The sequence below is a fragment of the Pseudoduganella umbonata genome (assembly GCF_014192225.1).
GTDB lineage: Bacteria > Pseudomonadota > Gammaproteobacteria > Burkholderiales > Burkholderiaceae_D > Rugamonas > Rugamonas umbonata.
In genome coordinates this window covers 565,420-587,148 of record NZ_JACHXS010000002.1, presented here as the reverse complement: position 1 = coordinate 587,148, position 21,729 = coordinate 565,420, and the positions used below count along the sequence as shown (strand labels likewise).

At 65.1% G+C, this 21,729-nt stretch carries 22 protein-coding genes; 9 read left to right on the top strand and 13 right to left on the bottom strand.

The features are described from left to right. The first annotated feature begins 60 nt into the window (after positions 1-60). The 6 genes from lnt to FHS02_RS07595 all read left to right on the top strand — a co-directional run bounded on the left by lnt (position 61) and on the right by FHS02_RS07595 (position 7,025). Entirely contained in the window at positions 61-1,557 is a 1,497-nt protein-coding gene (lnt, locus tag FHS02_RS07620) for an apolipoprotein N-acyltransferase (protein WP_229422229.1), read from the top strand. Positions 1,558-1,670: 113 nt separating this feature from the next. After that, complete coding sequence (gene glyQ, locus FHS02_RS07615; RefSeq protein ID WP_131143970.1) at positions 1,671-2,570, top strand: glycine--tRNA ligase subunit alpha; 900 nt, start codon at positions 1,671-1,673, stop codon at positions 2,568-2,570. A gap of 10 nt (positions 2,571-2,580) precedes the next feature. Continuing rightward, positions 2,581-4,683: a glycine--tRNA ligase subunit beta gene (gene glyS / locus FHS02_RS07610; protein ID WP_137314628.1), complete on the top strand. Its 2,103-nt coding sequence runs from the start codon at positions 2,581-2,583 to the stop codon at positions 4,681-4,683. 10 nt (positions 4,684-4,693) lie between these two features. Next, entirely contained in the window at positions 4,694-5,248 is a 555-nt protein-coding gene (gene gmhB / locus FHS02_RS07605; protein ID WP_137314629.1) for a D-glycero-beta-D-manno-heptose 1,7-bisphosphate 7-phosphatase, read from the top strand. A gap of 71 nt (positions 5,249-5,319) precedes the next feature. Further along, complete coding sequence (locus FHS02_RS07600; RefSeq protein WP_137317502.1) at positions 5,320-6,018, top strand: lysophospholipid acyltransferase family protein; 699 nt, start codon at positions 5,320-5,322, stop codon at positions 6,016-6,018. Then, positions 5,964-7,025, top strand: a complete 1,062-nt coding sequence (locus FHS02_RS07595) for a M48 family metallopeptidase (RefSeq protein WP_307722156.1) — start codon at positions 5,964-5,966, stop codon at positions 7,023-7,025. Before FHS02_RS07600 ends, FHS02_RS07595 begins: the two co-directional genes overlap by 55 nt. Positions 7,026-7,029: 4 nt before the next feature. Here FHS02_RS07595 and waaA read toward each other — a convergent pair whose 3' ends face one another. From waaA to FHS02_RS07570, 5 genes are all read right to left on the bottom strand, one after another. Next, on the bottom strand, positions 7,030-8,313 hold the full coding sequence (gene waaA, locus FHS02_RS07590; protein ID WP_137317504.1) for a lipid IV(A) 3-deoxy-D-manno-octulosonic acid transferase: 1,284 nt from the start codon (positions 8,311-8,313) through the stop codon (positions 7,030-7,032). A 13-nt stretch (positions 8,314-8,326) separates the two neighbouring features. After that, positions 8,327-9,301, bottom strand: coding sequence for a lipopolysaccharide heptosyltransferase I (gene waaC, locus FHS02_RS07585; RefSeq protein WP_137314630.1), 975 nt, complete (start codon positions 9,299-9,301; stop codon positions 8,327-8,329). A gap of 16 nt (positions 9,302-9,317) precedes the next feature. Continuing rightward, complete coding sequence (locus FHS02_RS07580; protein WP_137314631.1) at positions 9,318-10,700, bottom strand: phosphomannomutase/phosphoglucomutase; 1,383 nt, start codon at positions 10,698-10,700, stop codon at positions 9,318-9,320. A 305-nt stretch (positions 10,701-11,005) separates the two neighbouring features. Further along, positions 11,006-11,314, bottom strand: coding sequence for an H-NS histone family protein (locus FHS02_RS07575; protein ID WP_137314632.1), 309 nt, complete (start codon positions 11,312-11,314; stop codon positions 11,006-11,008). 66 nt (positions 11,315-11,380) lie between these two features. After that, positions 11,381-12,478, bottom strand: a complete 1,098-nt coding sequence (locus FHS02_RS07570; RefSeq protein WP_137317505.1) for a glycosyltransferase family 4 protein — start codon at positions 12,476-12,478, stop codon at positions 11,381-11,383. 514 nt (positions 12,479-12,992) lie between these two features. Between FHS02_RS07570 and FHS02_RS07565 the strand changes: the two genes are divergently transcribed. Next, a complete protein-coding gene (locus tag FHS02_RS07565) occupies positions 12,993-13,844 on the top strand; it encodes a symmetrical bis(5'-nucleosyl)-tetraphosphatase (protein ID WP_137314633.1) in 852 nt (283 codons plus the stop codon). Positions 13,845-13,985: 141 nt separating this feature from the next. Here FHS02_RS07565 and FHS02_RS07560 read toward each other — a convergent pair whose 3' ends face one another. Genes FHS02_RS07560 through FHS02_RS07535 form a run of 6 tightly spaced genes read right to left on the bottom strand, consistent with a single transcriptional unit; the run spans position 13,986 to position 18,674 of the window. Then, the gene (locus FHS02_RS07560; RefSeq protein ID WP_137314634.1) at positions 13,986-14,807 is read right to left on the bottom strand and encodes a lysophospholipid acyltransferase family protein; all 822 of its coding nucleotides are present in this window, start codon (positions 14,805-14,807) and stop codon (positions 13,986-13,988) included. Positions 14,808-14,811: 4 nt separating this feature from the next. Beyond that, a complete protein-coding gene (locus FHS02_RS07555; RefSeq protein ID WP_137314635.1) occupies positions 14,812-16,110 on the bottom strand; it encodes a dihydroorotase in 1,299 nt (432 codons plus the stop codon). Positions 16,111-16,118: 8 nt separating this feature from the next. Beyond that, entirely contained in the window at positions 16,119-17,084 is a 966-nt protein-coding gene (locus tag FHS02_RS07550; RefSeq protein ID WP_137314636.1) for an aspartate carbamoyltransferase catalytic subunit, read from the bottom strand. Positions 17,085-17,093: 9 nt separating this feature from the next. Next, a complete protein-coding gene (gene pyrR / locus FHS02_RS07545; RefSeq protein WP_137314637.1) occupies positions 17,094-17,615 on the bottom strand; it encodes a bifunctional pyr operon transcriptional regulator/uracil phosphoribosyltransferase PyrR in 522 nt (173 codons plus the stop codon). 2 nt (positions 17,616-17,617) lie between these two features. Continuing rightward, positions 17,618-18,016: a Holliday junction resolvase RuvX gene (gene ruvX / locus FHS02_RS07540; RefSeq protein ID WP_137314638.1), complete on the bottom strand. Its 399-nt coding sequence runs from the start codon at positions 18,014-18,016 to the stop codon at positions 17,618-17,620. Continuing rightward, positions 18,009-18,674, bottom strand: a complete 666-nt coding sequence (locus FHS02_RS07535) for a YqgE/AlgH family protein (RefSeq protein WP_137314639.1) — start codon at positions 18,672-18,674, stop codon at positions 18,009-18,011. The genes ruvX and FHS02_RS07535 overlap by 8 nt, the downstream gene beginning before the upstream one ends. 257 nt (positions 18,675-18,931) lie before the next feature. Between FHS02_RS07535 and FHS02_RS07530 the strand changes: the two genes are divergently transcribed. Together FHS02_RS07530 and FHS02_RS07525 are read left to right on the top strand one after the other, a co-directional pair. Next, on the top strand, positions 18,932-20,368 hold the full coding sequence (locus FHS02_RS07530) for a cryptochrome/photolyase family protein (protein ID WP_137314640.1): 1,437 nt from the start codon (positions 18,932-18,934) through the stop codon (positions 20,366-20,368). 94 nt (positions 20,369-20,462) lie between these two features. Then, entirely contained in the window at positions 20,463-20,708 is a 246-nt protein-coding gene (locus tag FHS02_RS07525) for a hypothetical protein (RefSeq protein WP_137314641.1), read from the top strand. A gap of 97 nt (positions 20,709-20,805) precedes the next feature. Here FHS02_RS07525 and FHS02_RS07520 read toward each other — a convergent pair whose 3' ends face one another. Both FHS02_RS07520 and FHS02_RS07515 read right to left on the bottom strand, forming a co-directional pair. Beyond that, the gene (locus FHS02_RS07520) at positions 20,806-21,030 is read right to left on the bottom strand and encodes a hypothetical protein (protein ID WP_137314642.1); all 225 of its coding nucleotides are present in this window, start codon (positions 21,028-21,030) and stop codon (positions 20,806-20,808) included. Between the two features lie 193 nt (positions 21,031-21,223). Further along, positions 21,224-21,652: a hypothetical protein gene (locus tag FHS02_RS07515; RefSeq protein ID WP_137314643.1), complete on the bottom strand. Its 429-nt coding sequence runs from the start codon at positions 21,650-21,652 to the stop codon at positions 21,224-21,226. Positions 21,653-21,729: the final 77 nt, after the last annotated feature.

Here is a 21,729-nt window from a genome sequence, read left to right as displayed (position 1 = left end):
CGCTTTCGCCGCGCCGCCCCCGGCGCAACGCCTTCCCCTCCCCGCAGCACCCGAAGCCGCATGATCATCGCCGCCATTGCCGGCGGCGCGAGCGTTCTGTCGTTCGCGCCGTTCGGCTGGTGGCCGGTCCAGCTGCTTACGCTGGCGATCCTGTTCTACCAGGTACTGCGCGCCGAATCCGTAAAGGCCTCGGCCTTCATCGGCTGGGCCTTCGGCTTCGGCTGGTGCCTGGCAGGCGTGCACTGGCTGACGATCGCGATTTCCCGCTTCGGCGGCTTGCCGCTGCCGCTCGCGTGGATCGCCATCGCGCTGCTGGCGGTCTACATGGGCATGCACTGCGCGGCGGCGATGGGCGGCGCCGCGTGGCTGCGCAAGCGCTGGGGACTGTCGCTGCCGGCCGCGAACCTGCTCGTGCTGCCGGCGCTGTGGGCCGTTTCCGAGTGGACGCGCGGCTGGCTGTTCACCGGCTTCCCGTGGGCGTCGAGCGGCTATGCGCACAATGCCACCCCGCTGGCAGGCTATGCCCCCGTGCTTGGCGTGTTCGGCATCGGCTGGATCGTGGCCATCACCGCCGGCGCCCTGCTGCTGCTGATGCACCCCGTGCGCAAGCCGGCACTGTCGCTGATCGCCGCGCTGTGGATGGGCGGCTGGGCGCTGCAGTGGATCGACTGGACCACGCCGGCCGGCCAGCCCCTCACGGTGCGGCTGGTACAGGCGAACATCCCGCTGCAGACCAAGTTCGACCCGAACCACATCGGCAATACGCTGCAGCGCTACCAGGCAGCCGTGCTGGCCGAGCCGGCGGATTTGATCGCCATCCCGGAAACGGGTATCCCCCTGTTCCCGCAACAGCTGCCGGCCGGCTACCTCGACGTGTACGGCCAGTTCGCCCGCAAGACCGGCAGCGCGATCGTGCTGGGCATGCCGTTCGCCGACAGCCCGACCCGCTATGCGAACAGCGTGATGGGCCTGGGCCCGGCGCTGGCCAAGCCCTACCGCTACGACAAGCACCACCTGGTGCCGTTCGGCGAATTCATCCCGCTGGGCTTCCGCTGGTTCACGGACATGATGAGCATCCCGCTGGGCGACCAGACGCGCGGCCACGCGCTGCAGCCGTCGTTCGCCGTGAAGGACCAGCGCGTGCTGCCGAACATCTGCTACGAGAACAACTTCGGCGAGGAAATCGCGGCGCAACTGAATAACGGGGCAGACGCGGGCTCCCGCGCCACGATCCTGCTGAACGTGTCCGAACTGGCCTGGTACGGCGAATCGGTGGCGATCCCGCAGCACCTGCAGATCTCGCAGATGCGCACGCTGGAAACGGGCCGTCCGATGCTGGCGGCCACCAATAACGGCGCCACCGTCGTCATCGACGGCCGCGGCGCGATCCAGGCAAGCCTGCCTTACTACCAGTCCGGCGTGCTGAAGGCGACCGTGCAGGGCATGACGGGCGACACGCCGTATATCGTGCTGCAGAATCGCCTGATCCTGGCACTTGCCGCAGCCAGCATCGCGGCGGCCTGGCTGCTCTCCCGCCGCAGGAAAGCAAACGCCTGATCTCTACTGGTCCGTTGCAAAAACCGCTAAAATGACCCGTTTCAGCGAACCGCCGACACCGCTTACCCGCTAATCATTCAGCGCGCGCGCCGCGCGCGCCACAAAAGAATACGATGCTGACATTCCAACAAATCATCCTGACCCTGCAAACCTACTGGGACAAGCAGGGCTGCGCCCTGCTCCAGCCGTACGACATGGAAGTGGGCGCGGGTACTTTCCACACCGGCACCTTCCTGCGCGCGATCGGCCCCGAGCCGTGGCGCGCTGCGTACGTGCAGCCGTCGCGCCGGCCGAAGGATGGCCGCTATGGCGAAAACCCGAACCGCCTGCAGCACTATTACCAGTACCAGGTGGTGCTGAAACCGGCGCCGGAAAACATCCTCGACCTGTATCTGGGTTCGCTCGAAGCACTGGGCCTGGACCTGAAGCAGAACGACGTGCGCTTCGTGGAAGACGACTGGGAAAGCCCGACGCTGGGTGCCTGGGGCCTGGGCTGGGAAGTCTGGCTGAACGGCATGGAAGTCACGCAGTTCACCTATTTCCAGCAGGTCGGCGGCCTCGATTGCAAGCCGGTGCTGGGCGAGATCACCTACGGCATCGAGCGCCTGGCGATGTACCTGCAGGGCGTGGAAAACGTGTATGACCTGGTGTGGACCGAGTGGGAAGAGAACGGGCAGAAGAAGGTGCTGAAGTACGGCGACGTGTTCCACCAGAACGAAGTGGAGCAGTCGACCTACAACTTCGAGCACGCCAATACCGAACTGCTGTTCGCCCAGTTCGCCAACCACGAGTCGGAAGCCAAGCGCCTGATCGAGCTGCAGCTGACGCTGCCGGCCTACGAACAGATCATGAAGGCCTCGCACAGCTTCAACATGCTGGACGCGCGCGGCGCGATCTCGGTGACGGAGCGCGCCGCCTACATCGGCCGCGTGCGCACCCTGTCGCGCCTGGTCGCCCAAGCCTACTACGATTCCCGCGAACGCCTCGGCTTCCCGATGGCCGCCCAAGCATAAGAAAATAGTTATGACCCAGACTCTCCTGATCGAACTGCTGACCGAAGAACTGCCGCCGAAGGCCCTGTCGAAACTGGGCGCCGCCTTTGCTTCGGGCATCGTCAATGGCCTGAAGTCGCGCGACTTCCTCGAAGAAGACAGCGTCGCCACGTCGTACGCCACGCCGCGCCGCCTGGCCGTGTCCATCACCAAGGTGCGCGACGTGTCGCCCGATAAATCGATCCGCGAAAAGGTACTGCCGGTAACGGTGGCCCTCGACAAGGAAGGCAACCCGACCGCACCGCTGGCCAAGAAGCTGGCCGCGCTGGGCTTCCCCGACCTCCAGGTCGGCGACCTGGAACGCGCCCAGGACGGCAAGGCCGAATCGTTCTTCTACACGTACACCGCGCCGGGTTCGCAACTGGTCACGGGCCTGCAGGCCGCGCTGGAAGACTCGGTGGCCAAGCTGCCGATCCCGAAGGTGATGAGCTACCAGCGCCCGGACGGCGCCACGGTGCAGTTCGTGCGCCCGGCACACAGCGTGATCGCGCTGTTCGGCGACACCGTGCTGCCATTGACGCTGCTGGGCCTGACCGCTTCGAACGTCACGCAGGGCCACCGTTTCCTGACGGCGCCGGGCCAGCGCGCCGTCACCGTGCCGCACGCCGACGCCTACGCCGACACGCTGGTCGACAAGGCCAGGGTGATCCCGTCGTTCGACGCGCGCAAGGAGCAGATCCGCAAGGAGCTGCTGGCCAAGGCCGGCGGCGACCAGGTGCTGATGCCCGAGGCGCTGCTGGACGAAGTGGCGTCGCTGGTCGAATGGCCGGTGGTCTACGAATGCCGCTTCGAGGACGAATTCCTGGCCGTGCCGCAGGAATGCCTGATCCTGACGATGCAGACCAACCAGAAATACTTCGCGCTGACCGACAGCGACGGCAAGCTGCGCTCGCGCTTCCTGATCGTCTCGAACATCGCCACCGATACACCGCAGGCCATCATCGGCGGCAACGAGCGCGTGGTGCGCCCGCGCCTGTCGGATGCGAAATTCTTCTTCGAGCAGGACAAGAAGAAGACGCTGGAATCGCGCCTGCCGCTGCTGAAGAACGTGGTCTACCACAACAAGCTGGGCACGCAGGCCGAGCGCAGCGACCGCGTCACCGCGCTCGCCACCGCCATTGCGCGCCGAATTGAAGCCGATCCTGCGCTGGCCGAACGCGGTGCGCGCCTGTCGAAGGCCGACCTGCTGACCGACATGGTGGGCGAATTCCCCGAGCTGCAAGGCATCATGGGCACGTACTACGCGCGCCACGACGGCGAGAACGAGGAAGTGGCGCTGGCCGCGTCCGAGCATTACCAGCCGCGCTTTGCCGGCGATGCACTGCCCTCCACGCAGACCGGTACCGCCGTCGCGCTGGCGGACAAACTCGAAACGCTGGTGGGCATCTGGGCCATCGGCCTGCAGCCGACCGGCGACAAGGATCCGTTCGCGCTGCGCCGCCATGCGCTGGGCGTGCTGCGCATGCTGATCGAAAAGCGCCTGCCGCTGGCCATCTCCGAAGTCCTGGCCGATGCGGTGGCGCAGTTCGGCTCCGTGCCGGGCTTCAAGGATCCGACGCTCGAGGTGACGGCATTCTTCATGGACCGCCTGCGCGGCATCCTGCGCGAGCGCGGCTTCACGCCGAACGAGATCGAAGCCGTGGTGGCGCAGAATCCGGACCGCCTGGACGACATCGTCCAGCGCCTGGAAGCGGTGCAGGCGTTCGCCGCGCTGCCGGAAGCGGCTTCGCTGGCCGCCGCCAACAAGCGCATCACCAATATCCTCAAGAAGAACGAGGAAGCGCTGGCGCAGGCCGGCACGGTGAACCCGGCGCTGCTGCAGGACGAGGCGGAGAAAAACCTGGCCGCCGCCGTCGCCCGCGTGCAGCCGGAAGTCGACGCGGCCTTCGCGGCCGGCGATTTCACCGGCACTTTGATGACGCTGGCGCAGCTGCGCGACGACGTCGACGCGTTCTTCAACGACGTGATGGTGATGGCCGACGACATCGCGCTGCGCAACAACCGCCTGGCGCTGCTGTCGTCGCTGCACGGCATGATGAACCGCGTGGCGGACATCTCCAAGCTGGCCGCCTGAGGAAGCACGGATGCCGCAGCCAAAACTGATCATCCTGGACCGGGATGGCGTGATCAACCACGATTCGCCCGACTTCATCAAGTCGCCCGAGGAGTGGATCCCCATTCCCGGCTCGCTGGAAGCGATCGCCCGCCTGAACCAGGCGAATTACCGCGTGGTGATCGCCTCGAACCAGTCCGGCATCGCGCGGCAGCTGTTCGACATCACCACCCTCAATGCGATCCACGCCAAGATGCACCGGCTGGCCCTGCAGGTGGGCGCCGATATCGACGCGGTGTTCTTCTGCCCGCATGCGGCGGCCGACAACTGTGACTGCCGCAAGCCCAAGCCGGGCATGTTCGCCGAAATCTCGAAGCGCTACCAGGTCAGCCTGAAAGGCGTGCCCACGGTGGGCGATTCGCTGCGCGACCTGCAGTCCGGCTTCATCGGCGGCTGCGTGCCATACCTGGTGCGCACCGGCAAAGGCGAGAAGACCGAGGCGACCGGCGGCCTGCCGCCGGGCACGCTGACGTTCCCCGACCTGGCAGCCACCGTGCAGCACATCCTGAAAAATCCCGCGCAGTAGATCCGCCCTGAAATCATTGGAGTACCACGTTGCATAAAGCCGTCCTGTTCCTGCGTTCCCTCGTTTTCGCCATGGTGATGGCCGTCGCCACGGTGATCTGGTCGTTCGTCTGCATGCTGGCGGCACCGCTGCCATACAACAAGCGCTACTACGTCACCTCGCGCTGGAACGTGTTCGTGGTGTGGCTGGCGAAAGTCGTCTGCGGCATCCATTACGAGTTCAAGGGTCACGAGAATTTCCCGGACAGCCCGGCCATCGTGCTGTCGAAGCACCAGTCGGCGTGGGAAACGATCTTCCTGCTGGCGAACCTGCCGCGCCCCCTGGTCTTCGTGTTCAAGAAGGAGATCCTGTACATCCCGTTCTTCGGCTGGGGCATCGCGCTGCTGCGCATGATCCCGATCGACCGCAAGCAGGGCAAGAACGCTTTCCGGATGGTGGTTGCGCATGGAAAGCGTCGCCTGAAAGACGGCCAATGGATTATCATGTTCCCGGAAGGCACGCGCATCCCGGTGGGCCAGGCGGGCAAGTACAAGAGCGGCGGCACGCGCCTCGCGATCGAGACCGGCGTTCCGGTCATCCCGATCGCGGTCAACTCCGGCGAGTGCTGGCCGAAGAATTCGTTTATCAAGTATCCGGGCAAGATCACCGTCTCGGTGGGCAAGCCGATATCGTCCGAAGGACAAACCCCGGACGGCATGATGGAACAGGTGGAACAGTGGATAGAATCAGAAATGCGCGTCATTTCGCCCCACGCCTACAGCGCTGGCTAGAGAACCGCACCCAGGCCAGCGAGAGAGTCGGCAACGGCGGCGAAGGCGCCGCCCAGGCCGAACTTCAACTCGACGCATTCCAGGCCGGCTCGCAAGCCAGCGGCGCCAGTCCAGCCACGGCGCCGCCGGCATTCCCCTCCCCTTCCTCGTTCCCGGCTTCCCGGCCTCCAGCATCGTCTTTCCCCATCGCGGCGCCTGCCACCGTCAACCTGCTGCGCCCTCCGGTGCCGCTACGCCGGCCGGACCCGTCTCCCGTCATGCCGCCGGCCGACGGCATGGAACGCCGCCAGGTGCTGGTGGGCAGCTTCATTCTCGAATATGCGCTGCGCCGTTCCACGCGCCGCTCGATCGGCTTCATGGTCGATGACGATGGCCTGCGCGTGACGGCGCCGAAGCGCTGCACGCTGGCCGATATCGAGAACGCGATCCGCGCCAAGCAGCACTGGATCCTGTCGAAGCTCGACGACCGCCGCCAGCGCCGCGCCGCGCGCCTGGAAAAACCGCCGGTCGAATGGAAGGACGGCGCGAAACTGCCTTACCTCGGCGGCGAGATCACGCTGCGGTTGCAGCATGCGACGCGCAACCGCACCGTGTTCGATCCCGAGACGCGGGAACTGGCACTGGGCCTGCTACAGGGCGCCACCGAATTGCTGGTGAAGGAACGCGTAAAGAACTGGTACAAGCAGCAGGCCGAAGGCCTGTTCGCCCAGCGGCTCGACCTGTACGCGCCACGCGTCGGCGTGCAGTACGCGTCGATGTCGGTTTCGTCGGCCGATGCGCGCTGGGGTTCATGTACGGTCGGACGCGTGATCCGGCTGAACTGGAAGCTGATGTTCTTCTCGCTGCCGCTGATCGACTACGTGGTGGCCCATGAACTGGCGCATATCCACGAGATGAACCACAGCCCGCGCTTCTGGGCCCACGTGGGCCGCGTGTATCCGCGCTACGAGGAAGCGAAACAGCTGCTGCGGCGCCGCTCGCAGGAGCTGCCGGTGCTGTTCCCGTAAGTACTTACTCCGCCAGCGGCGGCAGCAGCTCGATGGTGCGGGCAGTGGCGCCGCGGTGCCGGTTGGCGAACGCGAGGCCGGCCTGGCCCATCGCATTGCGCGCGGCATCGTCGGCCAGCAGGCGGGCAGCCTGCGCCATCAGGTCGGCGGCGTCGCTGACGCGCAGTGTGCCGCCGGCGGCCACGGCATCCTCCGTCACCTGCGCGAAATTGAACGTGTGCTGGCCGATCAGCACCGGCTTGCCCAGTGCCGCGGCCTCGATCAGGTTCTGCCCGCCCAGCGGCGCCAGGCTGCCGCCGATGAAGGCGATGTCGCAGGTGGCGTAATAAGCGAACATCTCGCCCATCGAATCGCCCAGCACGACGCGCGTGGCCGCATCGACGCGCGCACCGGCTTGCGCCAGCGCCGAGCGCCGCTGCACGGCAAGCGAGCGCTCGCGCACCATTGCCTCGACCGCGTCGAAACGCTGCGGGTGCCGCGGCACCAGCAGCAGCAGGGTTCCTTCCGGCAGCGCGGCAGACATGAAGGCGTCCAGGATCTGTTCTTCCTCGCCTTCACGCGTGCTGGCGCACAGCAGCACCGGGCGGCCGGCGCCGAACTGGTTCTTCAGCTGCGTGCCGGTCGCCAGCGCGGCCGGCGGCACCGCCACGTCGAACTTGATGCTGCCGGTGACGGCCACGTTGGCCACGCCCAGCGCGCGCACCCTGTTCGCATCGTCTTCGGTCTGCGCGGCCACCAGCGAAATGCCGCGCGCTGCATCGGTCATCAGGCTGCCCAGCTTGCGCGCCTTGCGCAGCGAGCGTTCGGACAGCCGCGCGTTGGCCAGCACCACCGGCACGTTGCGCCGGTTGCAGCCATGGATCAGGTTCGGCCACACCTCGGTTTCCATCAGGATGCACGCACGCGGCTCGAAATGCGCGATGAAGCGCTGCACCAGCGCCGGCAGGTCGTACGGCAGGTAGGCCTGCACGACGCGCAGGCCGTGCTTGCCGAACAGGCTCTTGCCGGTGGCGCGGCCGGTCGGCGTCATGTGCGTGAGCACGATCCGCCCGCGCGGATAGCGCTTCAGCAGCGCTTCCACCAGCGGTTCCGCGGCGCGCGTCTCGCCCACCGACACCGCGTGCACCCAGATCGTCAGCGGCTCGTCATTGGCGGCGCGCCGCCCGTAGATGCCCAGGCGCTCGTTCCAGAATTGCCGGTAGCCGGGTTCCCGCCGCCCGCGCCACCACAGGCGCGCGAGCACCAGCGGCAACGCCAGCCGCCAGGCCAGGGAGTACAGCATGCGGATCAAGCCGTCACCTTCACAGCAGGCTCTTGGCGGCAGCCGCGACTTCGGCCACGGCAGGCGGATTGCCCCGGTCGCCCAGGTTGATGATTTTCGGCGACCAGTTGCCTTCCGTTTTCCAGCGCGGCGAATCGCAGTAGATCTCGACCACCGGCCGGCTGAACGCGGCGGCGATGTGGGTCAGTCCCGTGTCGACGCCGATGGCCAGCGCCGCCCGGCGTGCCAGCATCACCGCATCGGCCATCGACAGCTTCGGCAGCACGCGTGCGTTCGGGATGGCGGCGGCCAGCGCTTCGGCCTCGGCCTTTTCCTTGGGCGAGCCCCACGGCAGCAGGATCGTCATCGGCGCCAGTTCGCGGCCCAGCGCGATCCAGTTGGCGGGCGCCCACTTCTTGGCATCGCGAGCGGTGCCGTGGAAATACACGGCATAGGGCTCCGCGGGCATCCAGTCCGGCCGGGGCTCGTCCGCCGCCACGTCGGGCAGGCCGAAATCGGCCGGCGTGTCGACGGCGTAACCGAGCGCCGCGCCGGCGACCAGGCGGCCGCGCGCCACCGCATGCGTGCGAGGATCCAGCGGAATGCTTTTCGTGTGGAAGATGCGGGAAATGCCTTCGTAGCCGGAGCCTTCGCTGCCGTTCGCCAGGCCCACCTTCTGCCCGCCTTTCACGATCCGGGCGGCGCCCATGATCACGCCGGTCTTCAGCAGGCCCTGGGTGTCGAATACATAGTCATACTCGACTTCGCGCACGCGGCGGAAGAACGCCCCGATCTCGGCGCGCACCGCCCTGTCGCGCAGGTTCTTGCGCCAGCGCCGCAGCGCGAACGGGATGATGTGGCGAACTTCCCGGTTCAGCCTGACGAGGCTGACATAGCCCTCTTCCACTACCCAGTCGATGTTCGCGTCCGGGAAGTGGCGGCGGATGTCCGCCACGATCGGCATGTTGTGCAGCACGTCCCCCAGAGAGGAGACGCGCACCAGCAGGATGTTCATTGATGGGAAAAGCAGCTCAGAAAGGTAACTGCGCGTCCGGCTTGGCGGTCAGGATCACGTCGCGGAACTGGCCCTGGATGCGCGCCAGCGCCTGTGGGGTTTCGGCTTCGAAGCGCAGCACGATCACCGGCGTGGTGTTCGACGACCGCGCCAGGCCGAAGCCGTCCGGGTACTCGACGCGCAGGCCGTCGATCGTGATGATGCGCTCGTTGCCGGGGAATGTCGCATCCGCGCGCAGCTTGTCCATCAGCGCGAAGTTCTCGCCTTCCTTCAGTTCCAGGTGCAGTTCCGGCGTGCTGTCCGACTGCGGCAGGGAATTGAGCAGCGCGGACGGATCCGCTTCCTTCGTCAGGATTTCCAGCATGCGCGCGCCGGCGTACAGGCCGTCGTCGAAGCCATACCAGCGCTCCTTGAAGAAGATGTGGCCGCTCATCTCGCCGCCCAGCGGGGCGCCGGTTTCCTTCAGCTTGGCCTTGACCAGCGAGTGGCCGGTCTTGTACATCAGCGGCTTGCCGCCGGCCTTTTCGATGTACGGCGCCAGGTGGCGCGTGCACTTCACGTCGTACAGGATCTGCCCGCCCGGCACGCGCGACAGCACGTCGGCCGCGAACAGCATCATCTGGCGGTCCGGGTAGATGATCTGGCCATCCTTGGTGACGATGCCGAGGCGGTCGCCGTCGCCGTCGAAGGCCAGGCCGATCTCGGCATCGGTCTCCTGCAGGCAGCGGACCAGGTCCTGCAGGTTTTCCGGGTGCGCCGGGTCCGGGTGGTGGTTCGGGAAATTGCCGTCCACTTCGCAGAACAGTTCGATCACTTCGCAGCCCATGCCGCGATACAGGTCGCCCGCGAACGCGCCGGCCACGCCGTTGCCGCAATCGACGGCGATCTTGATCGGCCGGGACAGCTTGACGTCGCCGATGATGCGTTCCAGGTAGGCGGCGCGGATGTCGTGGGTGCGATAGCTTCCCGGCTGCGCGGCCGCTTGCAGCTCGCCGGAAGCGATGCGGTCATGCAGGCCGGTGATCGCCTCGCCGTAGATCGCTTCGCCGGCCAGCACCATCTTGAAGCCGTTGTAGTCCGGCGGATTGTGGCTGCCGGTGACCATGATGCCGGACTTCGTTTCCAGCACGTTCGTGCCGAAGTACACCATCGGCGTGGCCACGACACCGAGGTCGATGACATCCACGCCCGCCGCCTGCAGCCCTTCGGCCAGCGCGGCAGCCAGTGCCGGACCGGACAGGCGCCCATCGCGGCCGATCACGACGGCGCGCTCCCCCTTGGCCAGCGCAGCCGCGCCGAACGCATGGCCGATCTGGCGGGCCACGCCCGCATCGAGGGTTTTATCGATGATGCCGCGGATGTCGTAAGCTTTGAAGATGGATTTCGAGAGGGAGACCATGAATGTCGGAGCCCGGGCTGAGCAGGCAGCCGGCTTTATGAAATGAAAACAACCGGTATAGTAAGTGCGATGGGAGCGGCAGGCAAGTCTTGCTGAAGGGACCTCGATAAACCTATTGCGCGGCGCCGGCTGCTGGTCTCCGGTACTCCGCCGCGGCGGACCGACCGTACTAAAGTACGGCTCCGTTCCTCAACCAGATCCGACACCGCTCAATACGGTTTCTCGAGGCCCCGAGGCGCCAAGGCAAAAGTTTGGCTACGTGAAGTGGCCATCGAGCGCATCTACTTGCGCAATCGGTGATCCGTTCAGATCCTGAGATCGTCGATGGATTTACCGGCGTCGACCCAGTCTTTCACCCATTTCGGCTGGCGCCCGCGGCCGGTCCATTGCTGGGCGCCGTCGCTCGGATTGCGGAAACGCGCGGCAACGGTACCGCCCTTGCCGCGTGGATTCGAGGCGATCAGATCCTTCAGCGGCAGGCCCACGCGCTGGGCAATCGCGAAAATCTCATCCTTTGCTTTTTGCAGATCATGCGTCTCGCGTTTTTTCAACTCGCGCTTGACCTGTTCCTGAAGATTACGCAATTCGGAGGCTGACAAATTCGACAGATCCATCGTCTATTCCTTTGTAAAAATGATCGGGAAACGTGTTTCTGTGCGAAATATACACCAAGTTTGTATTTACTGGTTCTTTTTGTGGCGAATCATCCAACGCGGCGCTTTAAATCGGACAATCCGGACATATAACCAGACATAACTGATTACGAACAGCAGGCAAAATAGCATCAGCACCCCGGTATAGCGCCAGAATACCGTGGCGGGTATTACTGCCATCAGGGAAAACATCCACAGGTAAGGCGAGGTCAGCGAATTGCGGCGCATCAGCGCGCGCGCATCCTTGTGACCGACCGCCCATTGCACCACGCGGCGGAATATAAGGCTGTGCAGGTGAATACCGTCCGGCATCGCCGGCGACTTGCCGCGGATGAACATACGGCGATACACGGAAAACAGTGTTTCAAATGCCGGGTAGATCAGCAGCAGCGCCGCGTACCACGTGGATACCTGCGGATTGCGCATCACCAGCAGCAACGCCAGTTCACCCAGCATGAAACCGATAAAGTATGCGCCGCCATCGCCCAGGAATATCAGGCCGACCGGGTAGTTCCAGATCAGGAAGCCGGCGGTGGCACCCGCCACCATCAGTGCAGCGACCAGCACGAACATGTCGTTAACCTGCAGCGCGACATAGCCGAGGGAAAGCAGCATGCAGATGGTGACGACGCTGGCCAGTCCGTTAAATCCGTCGATGATATTCACGGCATTTGCGATACCGGCTACCGACAATACCGTCAGCGGCAGCGTCAGCCAGATATACGGCAACGGCCACACGGAGTCGATCCAGTCGATGCGGTCGATGCGGGCATCGAGCAGATAATAGCCGAGCAATGCAGCGACCATTGTCAGCAGCAGCCGGCGCGCGGCCGAGACGCGCCCTGTGTAATCTTCGACGATGCCACCGACAAATGCACAGGAACTGCACGCCATCAGCGACAGCATCCAGGTCGTCAATGCGGGCACGCGCCAGACGGAAATGCAGGCCGACAGCGCAACCGCGAGAAAGATCGACAGCCCGCCAATTCGCGCGACGTTATGCGCATGGACCTTTTGTACGCCATGGAAATCGGCATCCAGCGCGGGCCCGTGCAGCCGCGCCTCCTTGATGACCAATAAGGTCAGCAAGGCTGAAGCGACAAAGCTTACAAGGAAAGAAAACATGTATCGTAAATCGGTCGTGGTCGGGCGATGCCGCACTGCAGCAACGGGCGTTATCTGCATGCCAACCGGCGATTGTACCGGATTAATAAGGGGAAACTCGAAAATCGGCTGCAGGCCGGGCATTTGCCGGAGAACCGGGAAGGCGCGGATTCTACCGCCACCAGGCGGGTTGCCACAGATCAATTACCATTCGAAACAACTTGGCAACGCATTCGCCGTACGATGGCGGGAGAACGCGAACGCGTGGCGCACATCGTCCTTCGGCGCGCCAGGTCGTCCAGGCTGCCGGCACGGGTCGGCTTGTCGACGTTGAGCACGGGCTCGTCCGATTGCGCGGCCAGTCCGGCACGAAGTCCGGGCCGATGAACCCGCCCCCCGCCTGTCACGAAAATCATTTAGTATCCCTGTCCAGCGGTTGAATATTCAACAATAAATCTGGTTTTCGCCGATTGTAACGGCAAAGGCCGCCGAGGCCCAAGGCTGCGGCGGCCAGGCAATGGAGTGGTGGCGTGGTATGAGGACTTATGCGATCGGCGACCTGCAAGGGTGTCACGCCGAAACCGTTGCGCTGGTCGAGCGCATCCTGGAGCGCGAGCGGGGCAATGAACCACCGTCGATCCTGTTCTGCGGCGACTTGATCAACCGCGGCCCCGACTCGCTGTCGACGCTGCGCTACGTGCAGGCGCTGGCGCAAGGCAGCGGCGGCCGCATCGATGCCGTGCTGGGCAACCACGACCTGCACCTGCTGGCCGTCGCCAACGGCATCCGCCCGGAATCGGGCTCCGATACCCTCGACACGATCCTGGCCGCGCCGGACCGCGAAGCGCTGCTGCACTGGCTGCGCGAGAGGCCGCTGGCACTGCTTACAAAGAACCACCTGCTGGTCCACGGCGGCGTGCTGCCGCAATGGACCGCGGCGCAGACCATCGCACTGGCCGGCGAAGTGACGGCAGCCCTGCGCAGCGCGGAGTGGACCGGCTTCCTGGCCGACATGTACGGCAACCAGCCGGACCGCTGGGACGACGACCTGCGCGGCACGGCGCGGCTGCGGTGCATCGTCAACGCGCTGACGCGGATGCGCTTCTGCAGTGCCGATGGCGAGATGGATTTCAAGCTGAAGGAAAGCGCCACCGTCGATGCCGCCACCGGACTGATGCCGTGGTTCGACGTGCCGGGCCGGCGCACGCAGGACGTGACCGTGGTGTTCGGCCACTGGTCCGCGTTGGGCCTGCGCATTACGCCGCAGTACATCGCGCTCGATAGCGGTTGCGTGTGGGGCGGGCAACTGTCGGCCGTGTGCCTGGACGACCGGCAGCTGCTGCAGGTGGAGTGCCCCGAGTTTCAGCGCGCCAAGGGCAAGACCTGACAGCGGTCGCAGGCTTCAGAACCGGTGACAGGCTCCATTTATTTTGCAACATCCGTTCCAGAAAAACCGGTGTCTGTCACCGGTTTTTTTGCAATACCCGTTCCAGAAAAACCGGTGTCTGTCACCGGTTTTCGCCTGTTGTCAGGTCTGCCAGTCGGAGCCTGTCAACGGCTTCTTTTCGGCTTCGCCGGACTCTTCGCCCGCATCGGGGGCCGGTTCGGCATCGGCCGGAGCGGGAATGTCCAGCGCTTCCCGGATCGCCTGGTGGGAGCGCTCGGCCAGGTCGCGCCGGCCCACGCCGTCTGCCTTCATCGAGCGCAGGATCGTGACCCTGGCATGGATCGCCTTGCCCGACAGGATCGCCACCACGCTCTGGGCGAACGTCATGTCGCCAATGAATTCCACCGCGGGATGCGGCTTGCGTTCATGGTCGATGTACCGGATCGCGTACGGCTGCACGCGCGATTTCGCATCGACGGCCGCCTCGAACAGGTTGGCGTGGAACGGCAGCAGCGTGCCTTGCGGCGCCGTCGTCCCTTCCGGGAAGAAGGCCACCCGCTCGCCCGTCTTCAGCGCCGTCACCAGGCCTTCGAACGCGCGGCGCAGGTCGCGCCGGTTGCCGCGCGCGATGAACACGGTGCCGGCCTGCTCGACCAGCCAGCCGGCCAGCGGCCACGCGCGGATCTCGGCCTTCGCCACGAAGCGGCACGGATACAGGGCATTGAGCACGAAGATGTCCAGCCACGACACGTGGTTGGCCACCACCAGTGCCTGGGCGCGCGGCGCCGCGCTGCCCGCCGTGATCTGCACGTGCACGTTGCAGATGCCCAGCAGGTGGCGCGACCAGCGGCGGATGTGGATCTCGCGTGCTTCACGCTCGATCCACGGAAAGACCAGCGCGCAGATCGCCATCCCCATCAGCAGGTGGAACACGAGCCGCGCGATGCGCAGTGCCAGGATCATCGGCTCAGGCGGCCTTGCGTTCGTAGGCAACCCGGCCGGCCACGATCGTGGCGCGCACCTGCCCCGGCATTTCGTAGCCGAGGAACGGCGTGTGCTTGCCCTGGCTGGCCAGCGCTCCCGCTTCGACCAGCCAGCGCTGGGCCGGATCGAACAGCACGACGTCGGCCGCCGCGCCCACGCGCAGGTGGCCCGCATCCAGGCCAGCCACGCGCGCCGGGTCGGCAGTCACGCGCTGCAGCGCCTTGAACAGGTGCTTGTCTCCGTTGCCACCGAGCGACTCGGCCCACTTCAGCGCCAGCGACAGCAGCAGCTCCAGGCCGGTGGCGCCAGGCGACGCCTCGGCGAATGGCAGCAGCTTTTCATCGTCGTCGACCGGCGTGTGGTCCGAGCAGATCGCGTCGACCGTGCCGTCGGCCAGCGCAGCGCGGATCGCGTCGCGGTCGCGCTGCGAGCGGAACGGCGGCGTCATGCGCGCATTCGGGTCGAAGAAGTTGATGTCGGCGTCGGTCAGGTGCACATGGTGCGCGCCCACGTCGCAGGTGACCGGCAGGCCTTCGGCCTTCGCCGTGCGCACCAGTTCCAGCCCGGCGGCTGAAGACAGCCGGCACAGGTGCACCTTCGCGCCGGTGGAACGCACCAGTTCGAAGATCGTGTGCAGCGCGATGGTTTCCGCCATCACCGGCACGCCGGACAGGCCCATGCGCGAAGCCAGCGGCCCGCTGTGCGCCACGCCGCCCTTGCCGATGTACGCGTCCTGCGGGCGCAGCCACACCGTGAAGCCGAACGTCTTCGCGTATTGCAGCGCGCGCAGCAGCACGTTGGTGTCCGTCACCGGCATCTCCGCCTGCGCGAAGCCGATGCAGCCCGCTTCGGTCAGTTCGGCCATTTCAGTCAGCGCCTCGCCTTTCAGGCCCATCGTCAGCGCGCCGAGCGGATGCACGTGGGCGCCGTTGCGGCCGCGCGCGCGGTGCTTCAGCATTTCCACCAGGCCCGGTTCATCGAGCACCGGGTCGGTGTCCGGCGGGCACACCAGGCTCGTCACGCCACCTTGCAGCGCCGCCTGCATTTCCGATTCCAGCGTGGCCTTGTATTCATAGCCCGGCTCGCGCAGCCGCGCCGCCAGGTCGACCAGGCCCGGGGCCACCACGAGGCCGGAGGCATCGATCGTGCGCGCCGCCGTGAAGCCTGCCGGCGCCGCACCCAGCGCGGCCACCTTGCCGTCGACGATAAACAGGTCCTGCACCGCGTCGACGCCGTTGGCCGGGTCGATCACGCGGCCGTTCTTGATGTGAAGATTGCTCATCCTGATACTTATCCTTGAGTCCCTGCGACAATGCTCATCACGGCCATCCGCACCGCGATCCCGAACGTGACCTGCGGCAGGATCACCGCCTGCGGGCCATCCGCCACCGCCGAGTCGATTTCCACGCCGCGGTTCATCGGCCCGGGGTGCATCACGATCGCTTCGGGCGCGGCCAGGGCCAGCCGCTCCGGCGTCAGGCCGTAGCTCTTGAAGTATTCCTGTGCCGACGGCAGCAGCGCGCCGCTCATCCGTTCATTCTGCAGGCGCAGCATGATGATCACGTCGACGTCCTTCAGGCCTTCGTCCATGTTCGTGAACGTGCGCACGCCCAGCTGTTCCAGGCCGCCCGGCAGCAGCGTGTGCGGGCCGATCGCGCGGATCTCCGGCACGCCCAGCGTGGTCAGCGCGTGGATGTCCGAACGGGCCACGCGGCTGTGCAGGATGTCGCCGACGATCGCCACGCGCAGGTTGGTGAAATCCTTCTTGTAGTGCCGGATGGTGTACATGTCCAGCAGGCCCTGCGTCGGGTGCGCGTGGCGGCCGTCGCCCGCGTTCACCACGTGCACGTGGTTCTGCCTGGTGTCCTGCAGGTGCTTGGCGATCAGGTACGGCGCGCCGGACTGCGAGTGGCGCACGACGAACATGTCGGCGTGCATCGCCGCCAGGTTGTCGATGGTGTCCAGCAGCGATTCGCCCTTGCTGGCCGACGATGCCGAGATGTTCAGGTTGATCACGTCCGCCGACAGCCGTTTCGAGGCGATCTCGAACGTGGTGCGCGTGCGCGTGGAATTTTCAAAGAACAGGTTGAACACGCTCTTGCCACGCAACAGCGGTACCTTCTTCACTTCGCGGTCGGACACGCTGACGAACGAACTGGCGGTATCGAGGATCTGGTTGATGATGGCCTTCGGCAGGCCTTCGGTGGACAGCAGGTGCTGCAGTTCACCGTGTTTGTTCAGTTGCGGATTGAGCATTTTTCGTTATCAGGCATTGTCTTGTTCGATGGTCAGGTGGAAGCGCCCGTCGTCGGCCTGCTTCAGGCGCAGCGCCTGGCCGGGTTCGACGCGGGTATGCGCCGCCACGAAATCGGCGGCCACCGGCAACTGGCGCCCGCCCCGGTCCACCAGCGCGGCCAGCAGGATGCGCGCCGGGCGGCCATAGTCGAACAGTTCGTTGATCGCGGCGCGCGTGGTGCGGCCGGTGTACAGCACGTCGTCGACCAGCAGGATCGTGGCACCGGCCACGTCGAAGCCGATGCTGGTCGGCTTCACTTCGGCCGGCAAGCCCTTCTTGGCGTAATCGTCGCGGTAGAAGGAAACGTCGAGCACGCCGCAGCGCTCGCTCATGCCGAGGTCCCGGGAGAGGCGTTCGGCGATCCAGGCGCCGCCGGAATGGATGCCGACGATGGCCGGCTCGTGCGCGCCGGCGAGGCCGGCCTTCACCTGGTCCAGCAGCGCGGCATACAGCGCCTCGGCATCCAGCTGAGTTGGTTCGGTAAGGGACATGGTTAATATGAATGTTGGTCGAAATACTGTTGCAGGATGACGGCTGCGGCGCGGTCGTCGATCACCTCGCCCCGCTTCTGGGACAGCACGGCGGACGAGTAGCGTTCGTCGACGAGCTCGACGGGGATATTGAAGCGGCCATGCAACTGGTTGGCGAAGCGGCGGCAGCGTGCCGTCATCTCGTGCTCGGCGCCGTCGGGATGCAGCGGCAGCCCGACGATGAATTTCGTCGGGCCCCATTTGTCGATCAATGCCTTGATTTCCGCGAAGCGGGCTGCGTTGTCGATGGCCTTGATGACCGCCAGCGGGCTGGCCTGGCCAATCATCGTGTTGCCCATCGCCACGCCGATACGTTTGATGCCGAAGTCGAAGCCGAATACCGTTTCCAAAGGACTATGCATGGCCCGCTTCGGAAGTGAGCATCAATGGATCGATGCCCAGCAATTTCATCGCGGCCAGGTACCGTTCCTCGATCGGCACCTCGAACAGCACGGCGGGATCGGCATGCACGGTCAGCCAGCCGTTGCGGCTGATTTCGTCCTCGAGCTGGCCCGGGCTCCAGCCCGAATAGCCGATCGACACCAGCATGCGCTGCGGGCCGGCTCCCTTGGCGACGGCTTCCAGCACGTCGATCGAGGTGGTGAACGCCACTTCGTCCGTCACCGTCAGCGACGACGAGTAGCGTGCGCCGGGGGTATGCAGCACGAAGCCGCGATCGTCCTGCACGGGACCGCCGAACATGATCGGCTTGCTCGTCATGTTGTCGCCGCCTGCCGTCACCTCCAGGTCGATGCGCTCGAACAGCACTTCCATCGTCATGTCGGTGGGCTTGTTGATGACCACGCCGAGCACGCCGTTCTCGTTGTGCTCGCACACGTAGACGACGGTGCCGCCGAATACGGGATCCTGCATCGACGGCATCGCGATCAGGAAGTGGTTCGCCAGGTTCAGCGCGGGCGTCGCGGAGGCTTCCTTCGGTTCCATCGTGTGCAGTGGGGAGCCGCTTTCCTGTAACAGCCCGGGCACAGGTAGCGGTTTGCTCACTTTGCTCTTCTTCATAAGCTGCTCTCTTTGCTGGACTGTTGTAACTGTAATGTTGCTGTGATGTTGCTGCGAGGTTGCCGCAAGGTCGCTGCAGAATTGCTTCAAAGCTGCTGCGAAGTTGCTGCGCTATTGCTGCACTACTGTAATGACTGGCGGAAACTCGCCGCCACATCGACAGTTTACTATGAATTGCCGGATCGGCCATCCAAACCAGGACGGCGCCCCGTAAACTGATGGTAGGCAATAATTTCCCATTCAACTTGAGCTTTAACATGCCCCAAAGCAATTCCACTCCGCGCGGCGCCCTCGTGTGGTTCCGCCGCGACCTGCGCGCCTTCGATCATGCCGCCCTGCACCATGCGCTGCTGGCGGGCGCCCCTGTCTTCTGTACCTTCGTCTTCGACGGCCCGATCCTGGACGGCTTGCCGCGCGACGACCGCCGCGTCGCCTTCATTCATGCCTCGCTGGCGGAGCTCGCGACTGAACTGGAGGCTTTGGGTGGCCACCTGATCGTCCGGCATGGCGACGCGCGCCGCGAGATCCCGGCGCTGGCGGCCGAACTGGACGTCGCTGCCGTGTACGCCAACGAAGACTACGACCCGGCCGCGATCGCGCGCGACAGCGCCGTCGGCGAATCGCTGGCCGCGGCGGGCCGCACGCTGGCGCTGTTCAAGGACCACGTGATCTTTGCCCGGAGTGAAGTGCTGTCGCAGGCGGGCAAGCCGCTCGGCGTGTTCACGCCTTACAAAAACGCGTGGAAAAAGCGCCTCGAAGCGCAGCCCGATGCGCTCGCGCCATGGTCGATCGAGCCGCACACGGCCGCTTTTGCCCCGGGCCGCTCGCAATTGCTTGCGCTGCAAGACATCGGTTTTGACGGCACCGACCTGTCCGCTGTCGGCATCGCGCCGGGCATGGCTGGTGGAGCCGCGCTGTTCGAAGCCTTCCAGCCGCACCTGGCCGGGTACGGTACCGAACGCGATTATCCGGCGCGCGACGGCACGTCGCACCTGTCGCTGCACCTGCGCTTCGGCACCGTGTCGATCCGCCACCTGGTGCGCACGGTACTGCAACTGTCGGAGCGCGGGCAGGCCGGCGAAGGCGGCGCCACGTGGCTGTCCGAACTGGTGTGGCGCGATTTCTACCAGATGATCCTGTTCCACAACCCGCACGTCGTCCATGCGTCGTTCAAGCCGTTGTACGACAAGGTGGACTGGGAAACCGGCCCGGCGGCCGACGCGCTGTTTGCCGCATGGTGCGACGGCCGCACCGGCTACCCGCTGGTCGATGCCGCCATGGTCCAGCTCAACACCACCGGCTTCATGCACAACCGGCTGCGCATGGTGACCGCCAGCTTCCTGTGCAAGGACCTGGGCATCGACTGGAAACGCGGCGAGGCGTATTTCGCGCTGAAACTGAACGATTACGAACTGGCGTCCAACAACGGCGGCTGGCAGTGGGCGGCATCGAGCGGCTGCGATGCGCAGCCGTTCTTCCGGATCTTCAACCCGGTCACGCAATCGGAGCGGTTCGACCGGGACGGCGAATTCATCCGGCATTACCTGCCGCAGCTGCGCCAGCTGTCGCCGAAAGAAATCCATGCGCCGTGGCTGAACGGCGGCGCGGACGGCTACCCGGCCCCCATCGTCGACCACGCCGAAGCGCGGCAAAGGACCCTGGAACGTTTCGAGGTCGTCAAGGCGCGTGGCTGACCGTGAAGCACGGTCTCACGGGAGCTCCTGCAGAGCCGGCAGATATAAGTGAATAATATGTCAACCTGACGGCGATCCGTGCCGTTGAAAGGCCATGACCGTCGGTCTTGATGCGCGGTTTTCACCGGAGCCCATCATGATTCGCCAGGATGCCGGACTCGCAGCGCTGGTCGATGCTGCCCTTATCCTGAGAGAGGTTTTCCACCTCTCCTATGCGAAGGCACTGCTGTCTTCCGGCGAAGTTCCGCATGATGTGATCGAACGCGTGCTGTCGGGCCGGCCTTCGGAACGGCGGGTCATGCATTGGCGGGACAGCCATGGCCTGGACCAGACGCTCTGAAGAGCCGGGCTTCGTTGACGATCCGGCCACGCGTTGAAGACCCAGCCAGGCGTGCGGACCACGAATGCGGGAATAGCCGCCGGCTCACCGCCTGCGGTCACCGGCCGACAGCCATTTCGCCTTCGAAACGCGTCAATTTTTCAAACGCCACCGTGGCCGCCTGCCGGGCCTCCTTGACCCGGATAAACAGTTCCGCGGCAAGCAGGTGGTAGACCTCGACCTTGGCGCACTGCGCCAGTTCATGGGCAACGGCATATTCCTCTCCCGCGGCTTTCGCATACTCGGCATAGGCGGCGAGACCTTCGGCGCGATAGATATTCATATTCCCTGCTTTCATGAACAGGCGGCACAGGCGACCGGCATCGATTGGTCAAGCGCCTTGCTGCGTGGTGTATCAGGAAGCAGATCAGGGCAAGCAGGCTGTTTGCAAGGTTTCATTGCGCCCGGAGCAGCAAAGATGCATGACTGCGGGACAACGTTCATCCGTCACGCCCGGCAACATGAACGCCGGGGAATCACTCGACCACGATTGCCGGCGATGGCCGTCTTTTCGCGGATCCGAGTACCCGCGCCGTTGTCCAGATGGGCACGCCGGCTTTGCGCAAGTACTCCGCGGCGGCGTCGGTTCCAAGCATCGTCTTGAATACCAGCGCCACTTCGATGCGCTGGGAAGTCAGCTGGTCGCCGCGCTGGTCGTCGAACAGCGGGTCCTGTTCGGCTCCAGTGATCGTTGCGCGGCGGGCGGCGTAGCGGCGATCCTTGCGCCGCAATCGCCCATCCTGGCTCTTGACGATCCGGTCGATGACGGACGCCGGCACGTTCTCACGGATCAGTATCCAGTAAGCGCGATCGGAGCCCAGCACCTTGTTGATGTGAATGGCCGCCTCGACATAGGCGGCGTGGACATAGTTGGTTCGGCGGCAGCCTCTATATTCTTCGTCCATGAGCGTATGGCTTCCTCATCGCACTTACTCAGCAATATGACCGGCTTCTGAATATCGTTGATGACTTCAATGCCCTG